General features: G+C 39.9%; 13 protein-coding genes, 1 riboswitch and 1 other annotated feature (1 of these 15 cut by a window edge). Of the genes, 3 read left to right on the top strand and 10 right to left on the bottom strand.

Annotated elements, in window-relative coordinates:
* Positions 1-273, bottom strand: a binding site (T-box leader) (it extends 42 nt beyond the left edge of the window).
* Positions 274-345: 72 nt separating this feature from the next.
* The 5 genes from DP73_RS00950 to DP73_RS00930 form a co-directional block, all read right to left on the bottom strand.
* Positions 346-789 carry a MarR family transcriptional regulator gene (locus DP73_RS00950; protein ID WP_034596778.1) on the bottom strand — a complete coding sequence of 148 codons (444 nt, stop codon included), beginning with the start codon at positions 787-789 and terminating at the stop codon, positions 346-348.
* The gene (locus DP73_RS00945; protein WP_034596776.1) at positions 790-1332 is read right to left on the bottom strand and encodes a glutathione peroxidase; all 543 of its coding nucleotides are present in this window, start codon (positions 1330-1332) and stop codon (positions 790-792) included.
* Between the two features lie 92 nt (positions 1333-1424).
* Positions 1425-1991: a class I SAM-dependent methyltransferase gene (locus DP73_RS00940; protein WP_128751358.1), complete on the bottom strand. Its 567-nt coding sequence runs from the start codon at positions 1989-1991 to the stop codon at positions 1425-1427.
* Between the two features lie 133 nt (positions 1992-2124).
* On the bottom strand, positions 2125-3276 hold the full coding sequence (locus DP73_RS00935; protein ID WP_034596773.1) for an FAD-binding oxidoreductase: 1152 nt from the start codon (positions 3274-3276) through the stop codon (positions 2125-2127).
* Positions 3277-3441: 165 nt separating this feature from the next.
* On the bottom strand, positions 3442-3651 hold the full coding sequence (locus DP73_RS00930; RefSeq protein WP_034596771.1) for a hypothetical protein: 210 nt from the start codon (positions 3649-3651) through the stop codon (positions 3442-3444).
* Between the two features lie 415 nt (positions 3652-4066).
* A riboswitch (cyclic di-AMP (ydaO/yuaA leader) is annotated at positions 4067-4200 on the top strand.
* Between the two features lie 3 nt (positions 4201-4203).
* Between DP73_RS00930 and DP73_RS00925 the strand changes: the two genes are divergently transcribed.
* Positions 4204-5637, top strand: coding sequence for a C40 family peptidase (locus DP73_RS00925; RefSeq protein WP_034596769.1), 1434 nt, complete (start codon positions 4204-4206; stop codon positions 5635-5637).
* Positions 5638-5698: 61 nt separating this feature from the next.
* Here the strand turns inward: DP73_RS00925 and DP73_RS00920 are convergent, their stop codons facing one another.
* The 5 genes from DP73_RS00920 to DP73_RS00900 all read right to left on the bottom strand — a co-directional run bounded on the left by DP73_RS00920 (position 5699) and on the right by DP73_RS00900 (position 13796).
* Positions 5699-7483, bottom strand: a complete 1785-nt coding sequence (locus tag DP73_RS00920) for a methyl-accepting chemotaxis protein (RefSeq protein WP_052090322.1) — start codon at positions 7481-7483, stop codon at positions 5699-5701.
* Positions 7484-7975: 492 nt separating this feature from the next.
* The gene (trxB, locus tag DP73_RS00915) at positions 7976-9190 is read right to left on the bottom strand and encodes a thioredoxin-disulfide reductase (protein WP_034596768.1); all 1215 of its coding nucleotides are present in this window, start codon (positions 9188-9190) and stop codon (positions 7976-7978) included.
* Between the two features lie 29 nt (positions 9191-9219).
* Positions 9220-9582: a thioredoxin family protein gene (locus DP73_RS00910; RefSeq protein ID WP_282432641.1), complete on the bottom strand. Its 363-nt coding sequence runs from the start codon at positions 9580-9582 to the stop codon at positions 9220-9222.
* A gap of 178 nt (positions 9583-9760) precedes the next feature.
* Complete coding sequence (locus tag DP73_RS00905; protein ID WP_034596763.1) at positions 9761-11809, bottom strand: alkaline phosphatase family protein; 2049 nt, start codon at positions 11807-11809, stop codon at positions 9761-9763.
* A 421-nt stretch (positions 11810-12230) separates the two neighbouring features.
* Positions 12231-13796, bottom strand: coding sequence for a BCCT family transporter (locus DP73_RS00900; protein ID WP_034596761.1), 1566 nt, complete (start codon positions 13794-13796; stop codon positions 12231-12233).
* Between the two features lie 454 nt (positions 13797-14250).
* Here DP73_RS00900 and DP73_RS00895 point away from each other — a divergent pair, with 454 nt between their 5' ends.
* Both DP73_RS00895 and DP73_RS00890 read left to right on the top strand, forming a co-directional pair.
* The gene (locus DP73_RS00895) at positions 14251-15156 is read left to right on the top strand and encodes a LysR family transcriptional regulator (protein WP_034596758.1); all 906 of its coding nucleotides are present in this window, start codon (positions 14251-14253) and stop codon (positions 15154-15156) included.
* 308 nt (positions 15157-15464) lie between these two features.
* Positions 15465-16460 carry a DMT family transporter gene (locus DP73_RS00890; RefSeq protein ID WP_034596757.1) on the top strand — a complete coding sequence of 332 codons (996 nt, stop codon included), beginning with the start codon at positions 15465-15467 and terminating at the stop codon, positions 16458-16460.
* Positions 16461-16470 lie beyond the last annotated feature (10 nt).

The raw sequence follows: 16470 nt of genomic DNA, 5'->3' as shown, positions 1-16470 counted from the left end.
AGGCAATTATTTCCCCCCAAATCCAATCGACGAACCCATTGGACTTACGCAAACAATCTACCAAATACCTTAATCTATCAGGTACGGAGAACACAATTCTCGATACCTTTGTCTCTGTAACGGGAAACCCCCGGAATCACCTACTCACTTTAACGGTTTTCGGATCACACCTCTGAGAACCATTCTGTCTAAGAGACTTGTATCAGACTCTCACCACCTCTGACTCGCTAAGACACTCTCATAAGACATACTATTTCTCATCATCAGTCATTTTATATAATATTCAAATATAATACTAGTTATTATATGCCAGGTAATTACAGCTGTCAATATAACTGGAAAGCATTATAACTTTCGAATGTTTCCCAGCAGCTGATTCAGCATGGTCTTAAGCTTTATGGCTTCCTCTACTTGAATTCCTGTATTCCAGAACATCTTTTGCGGTAGATCACTAAAGGTTTCCTGCAGCATTTTTCCTTTTTCCGTCAAATAAACCTTTACGACTCTCTCATCGTCTCTATCCCTTACTCTCTCTACCAGTTGAGATTTTTCAAGTTTTTTCAGAAGAGGGGTAAGTGTTCCTGAATCTAGCAATAGCTTATTCCCCAGCTCAGAGATATTGAGACCATCCTCCTCCCATAATACTAAGAGTGTAATATATTGAGTGTAGGTTAGTCCCTGAGAGTTCAGGTACGGTTTATACAAGGTAATAATTTCTTTGGAACATGCATAAAGAGCAAAACACAACTGATTGTCAAGTTTGAGCATTTCCTTCTCGTCCCAGTTCAATTACAAGCACTCCTCAATCGAGGATACCATGCTTTCCGGTGAGACAGTGGGCTCAAAACGGCCTGCAATTTTCCCATCTTTGCCGATGAGGAATTTTGTAAAGTTCCATTTGACAGAGTTATCGGAGAACTGCTTTCCGTATTTCTGTTTGAGCATTAGTTCAAGGGCCTTGTTTTTGAGGCCTTTACCGAATCCGTTAAAGGTTGTGTTTTCAGTAAGATACTGAAAGATTGGATCTGCATTTTCATCCCGTACATTTACCTTTTCAGTAAGCGGGAAGGTAACCCCATATCTTATCTTACAAAACTCCTGAACCTCACTATTCGTCCCCGGCTCTTGTTCAGCAAACTGGTTACAGGGGAAACCGATCACCACTAAACCTTGATCTTTATAAGTTTGATAAAGTTTCTCTAGTCCCTCATATTGGGGAGTAAAGCCGCATTTGCTGGCAGTGTTAACAATCAACATTACTTTACCTTGAAAATCAGAAAGAGAGACTGTTTTACCTTCGATGGATTGAAATGAATAATCATAAATAGACATGCTAGTCACCTTTTCCTTTTATATTTTTTACAATTTAATTGTACACAATATATATTGTAATAGCAAATAGAAGTATTTACCTATCCTGACCCTTAAACCTTTTCGATACAGATAAGTTCCGGGGGACTATTAATCTGGTTTATAAAGCAAATTTCAGCGACATTATATTCCTTCTGGTTTATTGTCGAGATGAAATTCTTTAAAGCCTCCTTTTCAAGTTTGCCATTCTCATGTCCTGAGTATACAACTATCAGTATTATTCCATTAGGTTCGAGCAACCCCATAGATTTCTGAACAGCTTCAATGGTAGTTTCTTTTTTCGTGGTAATCTCATGATTCCCTTTAGGCAGATAGCCTAAATTAAAGATCACTAATCCTACATTTTCCTTGACGTATTTATCAATATTCTGGTGCCCGTCAAGTACTATATCAGTTCTTGCTAGCAAATTGAGTTCTTGAAGCCTCTTTCTAGTAGTTATAACTGCCTCTTCTTGGATGTCGAAAGAATAAACTTTCCCCTTTTCTCCAACTAAACCACATAGAAATACCGTATCATTTCCATTCCCCATGGTACAATCAACAGCTATATCTCCTTGGGATAATTTCAATCTACAAATTTCCTTAGATATCTCAACAGCATTTTTAAAAATATTCTTCATGATCTTCGGTTTCTTCTCCTCGATCTAATTTTTCCACGGCATAAGTGTAAACTCATTTGTGAACGTAGGTAAAAAGAAAATTTGTCTGGTATGCAACGAACATTATACTTCTGTAAATACAAGGAAATTTGCTTTATCGGTTTTCTAACGGAAACCGATCTGGATGGAGTAAACTAACATCGATCTGGTCTGTACTACCCTTTAAAATCAGATCTGCTGCGATCCGCCCGATGGCTGGTGCATGCATAAAGCCATGTCCACTGAACCCGTTAGCGAAAAAAATCCCCTTTAATCCTAATGCTTCACCAACAATCGGATGAAAATCAGGGGTTAGTTCACAAAGTCCCGTATAAGTTCGCAGCCACTTTATATCAATCGTAGAAGGTATTATTTCCATGGTTGTCATAAAAAAGTCTTCTGCCACGGATTTGTCTACTGTTTCTTGCAATCCCGGCCAAGTGTACTTATCTGTTCCCCCTAATAACACTGTTTTTCCACTAGCTTCCTGATGCAGATAAAAGCCAGAGGATAAATCCATGATTGTAGGAGAAGCTTTGGGAACATCTTTAGGGTTTGTACAGACGTAAACCTGACGACGGTAAGGCTGGATTTTAAGAGTAAAGCCAGACATTTCAGCTAATTGTGCAGCATGAGGGCCAGCAGCATTCACGACGAAGGGACTTTCAAATACCCCTTGTCTGGTTTCAACACCTTTAATTGTCTCCCCATCAATGATGATTCTCCTTACTTCATGTTCAAAATATACCTCGACACCTTTACGGCGCACCGCTGAGTACAGGGCCGCCAATACAGCATAGGGGTCGGCATAGGCATCCCATGAACATAAAGCCCCTCCTAAGAACCGGTCTCTGTGCAAATATGGGAACTCCCTTTGCAATTCTTCTTGATTCATTAGGTTCATGGGGATGTTATCAGCGTCGGCTTGAATTGAGATCGATTGGAGATCCCTTAATAAACCTTCGTTATCCGCTAATAATAAATGCCCCTTCTCCCAATACCAACTCGGGGTATCAAAGACAGTATCAAAACTTCGGAAAAAATCTCTGCTGAGCAGACTCAGGCGACGCTGAAGTGGACTGCTCAATTGATAACTGATACTTCCTGTGCATTTTCCAGTGGAACCTATTCCCAATAATTTCTCTTTTTCTAAAAGAGTGATTGAAAGTTTCGGGTCAATTTCCAACAAGTTGTAAGCGATACTTAGTCCAATGATTCCAGCGCCGATAATTATTATATCCGGCTTATTATTACTCCTAATGTACATTTATCTTTCCCTCCCTTAAAGAGAAGTTTAGTACAGCAACATACCTTTTAAGATTTCAACATGTTTCCAAATACTCCTTCAAAAATTAATACTCAATCCACCTAGTGCACAATAAGAAGCACCCACTTTTAGAAATGGGTGCTTCTCATGAAATTCAAAGATTATTTAGATTCTCAAAAGATCATCTGGATCGTATGCAAATTCTTGCGGTATTTCATCTAATCGAGCAACAATGTATTCCCCAGCTTCATCACGATCAACCCGAACCACAGTTCCTACATAATGATTACTAGTCTTGACACGATCTCCTACATGAAATAGTTGTCGCTGGCGAAGAGCTACAGTAGTTTTTGGTTTGCGATTACGTAATAGCATACAAATCCCCCTCTCATACCTTTTGCAAAATCCAGCAAATTATTACACTAGATTGCATATTGATTAGCAGTTTAAATATTTTAAATATACTTACTTTCAAGTAATTCTAATATAAATATCAGAAAATAAAAAATTTATTTTTGTTAGGGGGGGCATAGATCTAAGTTATATAGAACATCAAACTATTCTCAAACCAATTCAACCACTGATCTCGCCAAAGAGGAAGTTGCTGAATTACCAGGAGTGCGAGATAATATTACCCAAGGTCTGACCCATTATCCTTGCGAAACAAATTTTATAAACCTATTTTGACGCGAAGGTATCCAAACTCACAATTTATTCATCGTTTTCCATGTATTTCTTTATAAAAATAAAAGGAGATTTAAGTATAATGTCGAATATATAACGTTGATAAAAAGTATGAAGGCTTAATCTAGTCACCTAGAACGGGGGATTTTTTTTTGGGGTGAAACGCATACCTTATGCGTAGGGCTTACACCTTATGCCCGAATCCGTCAGCTAACCTCGTAAGCCGAGAAAGGTGAAAACAACATGCATTTGCCTCCTAGTTTGAATGAGAAACGAAAGCTAATTCAACAATTTTGCGGCACTACTCTGCAAAAAGTCTCATGGAAATCTCCACGTGTTATCAGCGGTTTATCTATTGCGGTTATCCTAACCGGAGGACTTACCTATTATCTTTCAACCACAACTTCTGCAGCTGCTGTCATGGTTAACGGTGAGCAGATTGGTTTAGTAAGAAGTGTTGATAACGGTAAAGACCTTGTGGAGACCATTCTCAAACAACAGGGTGAGCCTTTCGGAGTGGTTGCTAAAACTCATGACCAAATAACCTATGAATCCCTTAGGGTAAAGCCCACGGTCTATCTGACATCTACTTTGAGCGAGGAGACGTTAGAGGATAAATTGAGTACTTATGTTGATGGGTATAAGTTAGAAGCTGATGGCTCACTGATCGCATTTTTACCCACTAAAGAGGATTCCGACAAACTCCTTAAAGAATACGAAGACTATTATGTTAAACCCAGTGAGGAGAACAAGGTTACTTCTGTTAGTTTTGCCGAGAAGGTTAGTGTAGAAGAGGCAGAAGTCTTACCGGAACAGCTAACTTCCCCTGACCAGGCTTTTAAAGTCTTGACTGATGGTAAAATATCCACTAAGGATTATACCGTCCAACCTAACGACTCTTGGTGGCTTATTGCCCGTAAAAATGATATGTTGACTGATGAAGTATTAGCAGGTAACCCGGGAGTAACCAAGGACTCCAAATTGCAGCCCGGGCAAGTTATCAAGCTTGTTTCTTCAACACCCTTTCTTACCGTCGTAAGTCAAGGAACATATTCCGGTCCGGAAACAATTCCTTATGATGTTGTCACAAAGACCGACAGTAGTTTGAGGGTCGGACAAACCAAAGTACTTGAACAGGGTAGTAATGGTTCAAAAATCGTTACATATTCTTATGTACAAAAAAACGGCATTGACGTTACCAAGCAAGTATTAGAAGAAAAAGTAACTCAAAATCCGGTTAACCGTGTTGTTGCCCAAGGCCCCAGTAATCGGCCTGTCATGGTAGCTTCTACAGTATCTCGAGGAAGTGGCGGTTCCTCGAAGGTAGTAGATCGGGCAGTCAGCTTGCAGGGTACGCCTTATGTCTTTGGCGGAACCACAACAAAAGGCTTTGACTGTTCAGGTTTTACCAAATACGTGTATGCTAGTTCCGGGATTTCTCTCCCACGAACATCTTATGCCCAATTCGCCTCAGGAACTCCGGTTAACAAGAGCAACCTCCAAGCAGGTGATTTAGTATTTTTTTCAACCTATGCTAAGGGTGCCTCACATGTTGGCATCTATATCGGGGGCGGACGTTTTGTCCATGCCAGTAATCCCAATAGCGATGTTAAAATATCAAGTCTTAGCGACAGCTTTTACTCCTCTCGTTATCTGGGTGCTAGAAGCTACGATTAAGAATGAATAATAAAAGACTAAGAGCAAGCACAAACGTTGTTGCTCTTAGTCTTTTTTTCACTTATAATCGAAACTTTGCTAAAGTCAGCTCCACTTCTTGAGCCATTTTCGAGAGCACTTGGCTAGCGGCTGCAATCTCTTCAATGGAAGCAGATTGCTCTTCAGTTGCTGCCGAAACTGTTTGAGTCTGAACTGCAATTGATTTGCTGACTTGATTAATCTCGGTAACTGCCTCTGCCACTTGATTACTTCCCTCGGCAGTATGTTCGATTTTTAAAGTAATTTCTCGAACTTGGTTTAACACCGTTGTGACCAAATCATTGATGTCCTTAAAAGCATCATCTGCAGTGTTTACAACTTTAGTTCCAATTGAGACTTCCAGAGTTCCTTTATTCATAGCAGCAACTGCCTGTTGAGTATCTTCTTGGATTTCGAGAATAAGGGCAGAGATTTGTTTTGCGGCTTCACTCGATTGCTCTGCAAGCTTACGTACTTCGTCTGCAACCACCGCAAAGCCACGCCCCTGTTCTCCCGCACGAGCAGCTTCAATTGCAGCATTAAGAGCTAAAAGATTGGTTTGTTGAGCTATTCCAGAGATCGCATCGATAATTTGACTTATCTCTTTGGATCTTTCTCCTAAGTTGTTAATGACCTGAGCAGAGGTGTTCACGGTTTTTTCAATATTACTCATTTGATCCATGGTTTTGTCAATTGCCTTCATACCATCTAACGCAGATTGTGCTGCTCTTTCTGATGTATCGGTAACTACTTTAGAACTGTCAAGAATCTGATTTATCCCAATCAGCATTTGGTTCACGATTTCAGTTGTATTGTTAACAACATTCAATTGGGTTTCAGTGCCAGAAGAGACTTCTGAAATAGCAGTGGCAATTTGATTGGAAGCTTGAGCAGACTGTTCTGCTCCAGAAGTTAGTTCCTGGGAAGTTGAAGCAACCAATCCGGAAGATTGCGAGACTTTTTCCACTAACTCACGTAGATTATTAGTCATATCGTTAAAGGCTTTTCCTAGGAGCCCTATATCGTCATCTGATGTCACACTAATCTCAGGAATATCTAAATTCCCTTCTGCTACTTGCAGGGCCGATTCTGCGATAGGTGCAATCTTCTGAGAAATCCTGCGATTGATCAGTAAGGCAAACCCAATTGAAATGGCTATAGCCCCCAGCATTCCTAATCCTGAGTAAGCAATATTTTGCCACATTTCTTCATCGGCTGTGGCTTGTCGATCGGCGATGACTTTATTAATATCGTCAATATAGTTACCCGTTCCGATAACCCATTTCCATGGTTTGAATTCTAGAGCATATCCTCGCTTGGGGTATTCTTGCTTATCGTTAGGATCAGCCTTTGGAAACCAATAATCCACATACCCTCCATTGTTCTGACCAACTTTTAAAATCTCCTGGATAAATAGGAAACCTTTAGAATCGGCTGCATTATTGCGGTCTGTGCCCGGCGCCTTAGGGTTTGTGCCATGAAAGACACATATCCCATCCGTAGTATCTCCCCAATAATATCCGGTACCATCGTCACCATATCTCATTTTAGTCATTATTTCTTTTGCTTGTTCCTTGGCCTGAATCTCTGTTAGTACGCCATGCTGTTGCAGTTGATATATGCCTTCTAAGGTGCTGATTGCTTGCTGAGTCACAAGGCGAAGGTTTTGGTCGTAATTGGCATTTAAGGTCGTTGAATACAAATCCATGTTTGTTTTGGCAGTACGAACGATATTCATGATATTAAAGGTTCCAATCCCGACTGCTACGGCAATTAAAAGAATTACTAAAGCTAAAATACTTTGATTCATCTTTTTCTTCTCTGCCATTACTCAATCATTCCTTTCACTGCTGTTATGTTTGGTTAACTTAATTATTTAGGAGACCGAAGCCACCAAAATCACAGGAGACCTACGATATAGTAGGTTAAAAGCCAATATGTAATGATTAGAAGTGATCCTATTCGTGATAATTATCACAATTATCTTAAGACTCTATCACCAATGCATTGGTGATTGGTAAGATTGGTTTCTACTAATAATTAATAGCTTTAGAGTAATATTCAAACGCTAAAATAAACAGTTATCTTTAATAGTAGCTTTCAGATCTCACAATAATATCTTACCATAATCATCATCATTCACCAAATTAAAACAATTTGTTGAGTTAATATCAAGTATATGGTATCAAGATTAAGTTATCATTAAGTAATGGTAATCATTATGTTAACTCTTCTCGAATTAATTACAAAAAACGACCAACAAGGAAGTTTGCCTTGTGGTCGTTGTATTTTTGAATTGTATCTTACTTCGAGTTTAAGTCTAAAATAATTGAGATTGTAGCTTCTCTTTATCCATGCAACAATCAAGTCGTTTGATTTCTACACCTTTGTCTAATACGACTACAGTGGGTGCTTTTTCGATTCCATATTTGCCTGCCAGGCTTTTCTTAGTTGCTAAATCAACTTTCACCAATTTATATTCGTCACCATTTTCACCGATGAGTCCTTCTAATAAGGTGCTAAATTCCAAGCTTTCATTCACTAAGGCATTAAAGAATAATAACAGTGTCTTCTTGTCACTTTGGAGAATATTAGCATTAAAATGATGCAATTCTTCGATATATCTTTCGGCTGCCACAGCAGCAGTCGCACCGTCACCAACTGCAGACGCAACTTGTCTCAGATATTTTACTCGATTGTCACCAATGGCATAGATCCCTTCTAGGTTGGTCTCCATACTCTCATTAACCGGAATATATCCTCTGTTGTCCATTTCGAGTCCGCTGTCCTTTAGAAAACGAGTTGACGGAATCATTCCAACAAAGAAAAATACCCCTTGACAGGTAAGTTCGGATGAACTGCCGGTTTTGAGATTCTTTATTTTTACCCCTTCAACATTATCTTCTCCGAGAACTTCCTCGATGGTCGAATTCCAAATGAACTCTATTTTTTCATTGTTAAATGCTCTCTCTGCACTTACTTTATTACAATCGAGGATTCCTTCATCATGTAGTACAATTACAGTCACTTTACGAGCATACTTGGTGATGAACATGCCTTCTTCAATAGCCTGGTCACCACTGCCAATAACAACAACATCCTCCCCTTCAAAAAACTCTGCGTCACAGGTTGCACAGTATGCAACTCCACTCCCTCGCAGGGATTTTTCACCAGGGATATTTAACATTCTCGGCTCACTTCCACACCCAACAATTACAGCTTTGGCTGAGAGCTCCTTACCTTTTTTGGTTTTAATGATTTTTTCTTCTCCGGAAAAATCCACGCTCGTGACTTCTTCTTTTAGGAATTCAACGTTAAAATGCTCTGCATGTTTCTTGAAATCCTTCATGAGATCCGGTCCACTGACTTGGATATATCCGGGATAATTAACTATTTCTCTAGTTGTATCTACTAAACCACCGATCGTCCCTTTATACATAACTAGAGTCTTCAGCTTAGCTCTACCACCATAAATAGCAGCAGAAAGTCCAGCGGGGCCTCCCCCTATAATGATCAAATCATAGTAATTATCCACGAATTCAACATCCCCTTATAATTTGATAACTAGGCTCCAAGAACTTCTGCGATTTTCTCTTCAATAGCTTCCTCTTCAACCTTACCTGCAAGTTTACCTTGATACTCTCCGTCATTGAAAAAGAGGACTTGAGGAACCCCTTTCAATGAAAACCGTTGAAATAAGTTTTTATCCTCTTCAACATCCACATAATAAAAGCCGAATTTTCCTTCATATTGAGGTTTCATTTCTTCCAACATTGGAGCAACTTGTTTGCATACATGACAATCTTTTCTTGAAAACATCACCAAGCAGGCCTCAGCATTGTCATAAATGATTTCTTCAAACTGACTTGAGTTTAATTGTTGCAAAGACATATTTACTACACTCCTTAAAACATCATTATAGTTTATCGTGCTAAATCATATATTGTCAGGTTCAAGCCTTTGGCTCTAATTAATTTCTATATTTAATATATCCCATTTTTCAGGGTTATCTTCATGAATGTCTACTCTAGATCTATTTAAAAGGCAGCTATCAGAAAGGCAGCTATCAGCTGCTCTCTGATAGCTGCACAGGTTCTATAGATTATTAAACTTCTTCGGAGAAGATTTGATAGATCGGTGCTCCCTCGCACTGTGCGGGGAAACGCAGACCGAGTAAAACTGAAACTGAAGGAGCCACATCAACTTGTCGGATCGTACGCTCTGTTGTAAATCCAGACTTAATACCTGAACCTGCAGCTACGAAAATTGGGGAAACTGAGGTTTCGAAATATCCTTCTGAAGTTGAGATGCTATCTCCGTGCAGCCTATTGTATCCTTCTTCAACTGAGAAGAAAATATCGCCGCATTCCGGTCCATTAGCTCCAATCAGCACAGCGTCTTTGTTTCTTAAGCAAATACCGATAACCCGTTTGCCGGTTCTTTCATCTCGGTAATTATACAGATCCGAAATAATTTGTTCTTCTAGATCATATTTATCTTTTGGATCTACAATGCCAAACTTATCACGGCCCTTAAGGTTGATATAAATATAGTTACTGCGGATTTGAACGGCTCTTGTCTTTTCCCAATCAACTTCTCTGATGGAATTGCCATTTTCGTCCTTTTTCATAACTGTATAGCCCAGGTCTTCCATGACTTTTGTATTAAGACCACCATATTCTCCGATGATCGGAGGTACGTTTTCCCCTACAATGAGACCATGGTCACTGAGAAGGAATACAGTCCAACCTTCATCTAACAAATGCATGAATTCGCCGAGATAATCATCTGTTTGAACATAGAACTTCTCAATAAACCCTTGATAGGTTTTTTCATCTGTGTGATCCCAAGGAGCTAGTGTCTTACCAAGATGCCATAACTGATGACCAGCACAGTCAATGTTGTGGAGGTGAGAGAATACTACTTCATAGCCCTTCTCTTTGATGCAGTAATTCATGCAGTCAGCTTGCCATTTATTATATTTTACCCATGAAGGTTCGAAAATTTCGCCAACCAATTCAGCGTCTTCACCACCGATTAAGCTAACAGGTGGAACTACGCCAACATTTTCAATGACTTCATTAAAGAGTGTTTTAGGATGCCATAATTGGTCATTGGCAATATCAAGTGCGTTGCTAATCCAAAGTCTAACTTTGTTACCGGCTGGATCAAGCTCTAAAATTTTCATAGAACGGCAAGCAGGCTTAGTGACTTCTTTCTTAGTAACGTCATCAATAATTCCTGTTTCCATTACATCCCGAACTAGAGTAACAATCGGCGCTTCGGCTTTCTTATTCTTGTAGATGGCAACTCGATCATATTCGCCAGCTTCATTTTTCAGAATTAAGGCAGGGCGTCTCATAACACCACCGGAGGTTAGGATTGTGAATTCTTTAGCGCCTTCCGGAGCATTCGCCCAACCTGTAGCATCTTTAAGAGGAGAGTTAACGATATCATAAGCTACCTTACTACCGATAACGACTTCTGTATCTTCATCGTCCATGACATAGGTGCGAATTTCGCCGCCTTGACGAGCTGTATCCCCCCACCAAAGTTCCATCATTTCATCGTCAACATCTGCATCTAGAGAATCTTCCAAATCGGTAATGATACAGCCGACTCCAGCTGGCTTGTCTACTCGTGGTGCATAGCGTACATCTTTAATGTCAGGTGTAGCAATGATAACCTTTTCCCAATCTAGTTGAGCAACACCCATATTTACAGAACCGGGTTGGGTTCCATCTACAACACTTAGGTTTTCACTGTGAGAGGTCGGAGGCCAAGAACTCCCGGGCCAATGCCAAACGAGGGTCTTCATCCCAGCTTCGGATGTGATATTCCAAATCTGTTCTGCGGTGCAATTGCGAGAATCCATATTGTAAACAACTGCGTCAAGACTTTCTGGTGATTGTCTCCAATAACAAGTGATGCCATGAGTTCCCGGGTAAGCGCCGGTAGCAAGGGTTGTCCAACATGGAGGAGTAATTGTCGGAATTGCTCCAAGAAGCTTTAAATCTTCTCTAGCTGATCCACGTTCAATGAATTTCTTCAAATTAGGCATTTTTCCTTCAGCCAAGAACTTCTGAGTAATTCTTGGATCCATCCCATCAACACCTAAAACCAACAATTTTGGGGTAAGTGCAGCTCTTTTCATAATACTTGTCACTCCTTATGAATTAATGCTAGGTTATTTGCAATCCTCCAACATAGTGGGGAAAATTTTGCTACATAACGATCAAAACACCCAGTTGCTAATACTTGTTACTTCATTCACTTTCAATGTGAATTATATTCAATTCGCGTTTATGTGTAAAATACCGACTAATTATGCCCCGTATAGTTAAGTTAACTAGGGCTTATTAGGATTTCTAATAGTTGATGTTTTTCGTTCAATTTAAAAGCGACGGTGACAATGATCATAGGGCATCACCCGTTTACTAATGTTCGGTCTACGAAAGATTCGAAATACCTTACTAGATTACAGGTTTATATGTTTAACGGCAAAAAGCGGCTTCTGGCTGAAGCCGCTTTTTGCTATTTTCCGGGCTAGTCTTACTGCGACAGCCCCGTTATAATTAGTCTTCTTCCGGATAATCGACAGCTTGAACTTTAGTCTCTTGGCCGAAATCCTCATTGAGCCACTTGCGTAGGGACAGCCCTAAGATAATGATAATTACTATAATGGGTACGCTGGTGGCAACAGATGAAAGCTGAACTACGGGTAATCCACCCACCATCATGATAGCTACCCCGATCACAGCAAGGAGTCCACACCAGAAAAGTCTTGTCCAACGGGGAGATTCCTGGTCATTCCTAACCTCTTTGCAAGCAATCATGGAAATAATAAAGGCATTGGAATCAATGGTCGTAGCTTGGAAAATAAGCATTACAAATAAGAAGTAGGGAATCACTATTTTGGTTAAGGGTAAGGTATGCAAGACTGCGGAAATCATTCCCGCAGGACCGGCATCCTTCATAATCTGATCAAGTGCTATTCCTTGATTAAGCTGAAGATCTACTGCATAGGTGCCGAACACTAAGAAGAACAGGGAACAGCCGATTGTCGTTATAACCATCATATTTACAACAACGTTTTTAATCGTTCTCCCCTTGGAGATCCTGGCAACAAATAACCCGAAATACATAGCCCATGCAGCCCACCAAGCCCAGTAAAACACTGTCCAGTCTTGAGGAAAACCGGATTTGGTAATCGGATCTGTATATAAACTCATCCGCAAAAAGTTAGTAGCCAAAACCCCTAGGCTGTCAACATAAAAGGATAACATGAATAAGGTTGGGCCTACAAGCATAACGAAAGCTAATAATCCCATACACAACCAACTATTTAATTCAGACAACTTTTTAATTCCGCTATTTAAACCGGCGAAAGCACTATAGGTAAATACCGCTGCAACAACCAGTGTGACCGCAATTTTTACCGTCATAGTATCCGCAATACCCAGCATATCGGCGCTGACAGCCGACATCATAGGTATAACCGTTCCTAAGGTCGTTCCTAATCCGCCTACCAGACCGATAACTACGAAGATATCGATAGCTCTGCCCAGCCATCCGTCAACCCGGTCTCCCAATATTCCCCGACAAGCATAGCTTGGGTAGAAGAAAGGCTTTTTTCGTACGTGAATCATGTAGGCAAAGGCGATAGCCCCAGGGACAAAGATAGCCCAGGCCGTAATACCCCAGTGAAATATTCCATAAGCAATAGAGAATTGCGCAGCTTGTGCTGAAAATGGCTCACCCCAGAAAGGAGGAAACTTAAGATAAAAAATAGGCTCAGCCATGGACCAATAAACTAAACCTGCTCCGACACCGCCAGTGAACATCATCGATATCCAGCTGAAGTCTGAGAATTCAGGTTTATCGTCTTTTCCGCCCAACTTTACATTGCCATATCTGCCAAAAGCTAACCAAAGTGAAAACACTACACAGCCCAAAGCAAATACTAACCATAACCAGTCCATATTATAGGTTATAGCTTTTAATACGACTGAAACATAGGGTTGCAGTTCTTTACCAAAAATAAGCATTGGGGCATATAACAGAATACATAAAATAGCACTGCCCCAGAAAACAACAGGATTAATACGAGCATATAGACTTTTAGACTTCTCTTGCGACAAGTTATTCACCCTTTCTTGTGTTTTAATCTGAGAACCGGGTTTAAGATTGAAACGATAATTACTTTAATTAGATTGTCCGAGGGTTTGGGGTCATATTACGAACCCCACTTATAAAAAATTAATAAATCGAAATAAGACCGTTAACTTTTCCCCCTTCATAAAATTTAAGTTGTAATTGTGATTTCCATCACTTATGTTGCAGATTATACGGTAAAATGTATTTCCATGTAAAATACTTAGTGATTATACCCCCTATAGTTAATATTGTGGCGAGCTATTAGGAATTTTAATAAGAGAAATACTCATAAACATAGTTTCTCCCAGTAAAAGGTTATTAATTACTCCCACTTTCTTTGTTATATTGAATCACCCATAGTATAATGATAAATAACGATAAGTTTAAACTTCATATTTTTCAAATATAGCAAATACACTATCAAGGATGGTTAGAAATATGCGCTTAGAACAATTATCCTATTTAATTGCTGTCCATGAATCTAAATCTATTTCTCTTGCTGCCGAACGTTCCCACATTTCACAACCTGCGCTTAGCTCTGCTATCAGTAAACTGGAGGACGAATTAGGTGTTGTTCTACTAAAAAGAACTAATGCAGGAGCCCAACTTACTGAAATGGGCGAACAAATTATTGTCATAGCTAAGGACGTTCTTAATAAAGTCGATGAAATCAAATCCATTGCCCATGGCGATTCAATTGAGTTACATGGTAATATTTCAATGGCTGTTGACCCAAGCATAAATATAACTGTAATGCCTGAAATATTGACAACCTTTAAACATGACCATCCTAAAGTAGATACCATCTTAAAAGTCGGAGAATCAAACAATATCCTCCGGGATGTTCAATCAGGCAAAGCTGATTTTGGGATGATCTTAAAAACCGATGCTCTTTCCAAATCAAAAGATATTAACTTCAAGGAATTGTTTTCAGATGAGTTAGTCATCATTTCCGGGAATAACTGTGAGATGACTAAGGACTCCTCGACTATGACCCTCAAGAATGCCCTCTCTTTGCCTATTCTTTTATACAACACTGAGTACATCACTGATTGCGGCGTATCGAGTGTATTGCAAAAATATGGCGATATTAATGTATCTTACAGGGTTGACAACTTAGAGATGATGGAAAAGATTCTATCTCAAGGAAAAACAATTGCCTTCGTCCCTCAGTTCATGGCTGACGAATACGTAAAATCCAGTAACATTAAAAAAATCGCCCTCAGTGATGCCCATTTAGAGGTTACAATCCTTTTGATATGGCTGAATCGCCATCATCTCTCCTTAGTCGAAAAAGAGTTTATTAAGGTCATTAAAGACGTCTGCTCCAAAAGGTATAAATAAAACTTGCGAGCCGTGGCCTTAGGCCATACCCTCTGACATTTACGCTTAGATAAAAAAATAGCACATTTAAGTCGAGATAAGTTTTCGTTATCTCGACTTTTCTATTTATTGTCATAAATGAAATAGGTTGTCATCTCCAATTGATTATAGGGGGCATATTCAGGATGTATTTTACTTATAGGCAAAACTAATCTTATAATACGATCATTCAATGATTTAATATTTAATTTTACGCCACAGTTTGTTAAATATTTCTCATAGTCGGCTACCCTTAGAAAAATAATATTTTAAGGAGTATATAAAACACTATGGATGCACAAACACAATCATTATTACTAGAAAAAGACCTTGCCTTTGCAAAAAAAGGTATTAGAAGCGGCTTATTGGCAGGCGCGTGTTGGGGTTTAAACGGTGTTTTAATGGGTATGGTACTCGCTTTAGGGCCATTCACAAACAATATGAGTATCTTTGCCGCTCCTTTAGTGGGAGCCTGTATCCACGATGGATTCGCCGCACTGTGGATATTTATTCATAATGTGATCAAGGGTAAATGGCGTGATTACGCACGAACCCTAAAAACCCGCCCAGCCAAGATGATCATGCTGGCCTCTGTCCTAGGAGGGCCCATTGGGATGTCCGGTAATTTGCTGGGGATTTACTTCGCTGGCGCTTCCTATACAGCCGCTATCACAGCTGCCTACCCAGCCATAGGCGCTATTTTAGGAGCAATTTTTCTCAAAGAAAAACTTTCACCTCGTGTTTGGGGTGGGATAACCTTAGCTATTGTTGGCTCATTCGTAGTTGGAATGGTTCCACCCGAGGGATCAAACTATCCCTACTTTTATCTGGGCATAGGACTAGCTGCGGTTGCTGCCATCGGGTGGGCAGTTGAAGGTGTTATCTCCACTTATGGAATGGATTTAGTGGATCCAGAAATAGCAATAGGTATACGGGAAGCCACATCCTTCTTTGTCTATATCTTTGCCATTCTTCCTTTGATAGGAGGAGTAACCTACCAAATTCTTTTCAATAGTTTCACGACACCGGCTGGGTGGTATATTGCTGTTATTGCTATGATTGGAGCTACCTCCTTTTTGTCCTGGTATCGGGCAATGAATATGACAGGAGTAGGGCGCGCTATGGGCCTGAACGTTACCTTTGCTTTGTGGTCAGTCTTCTTCGGATGGCTGTTAAATGATTTGCAATTAACCCCTAACCTGATTATCGGAGTCATTATAATTTGCCTTGGCACTATCCTTACCATTGGCAATCCTAAAGATCTCGTAAATCTAAGAAATCGATAAGGAGGCTTAC

The organism is Desulfosporosinus sp. HMP52, assembly GCF_000765145.1.
In the GTDB taxonomy this organism is placed as follows: domain Bacteria; phylum Bacillota; class Desulfitobacteriia; order Desulfitobacteriales; family Desulfitobacteriaceae; genus Desulfosporosinus.
This window is presented reverse-complemented; position numbering and strand designations above follow the sequence as displayed.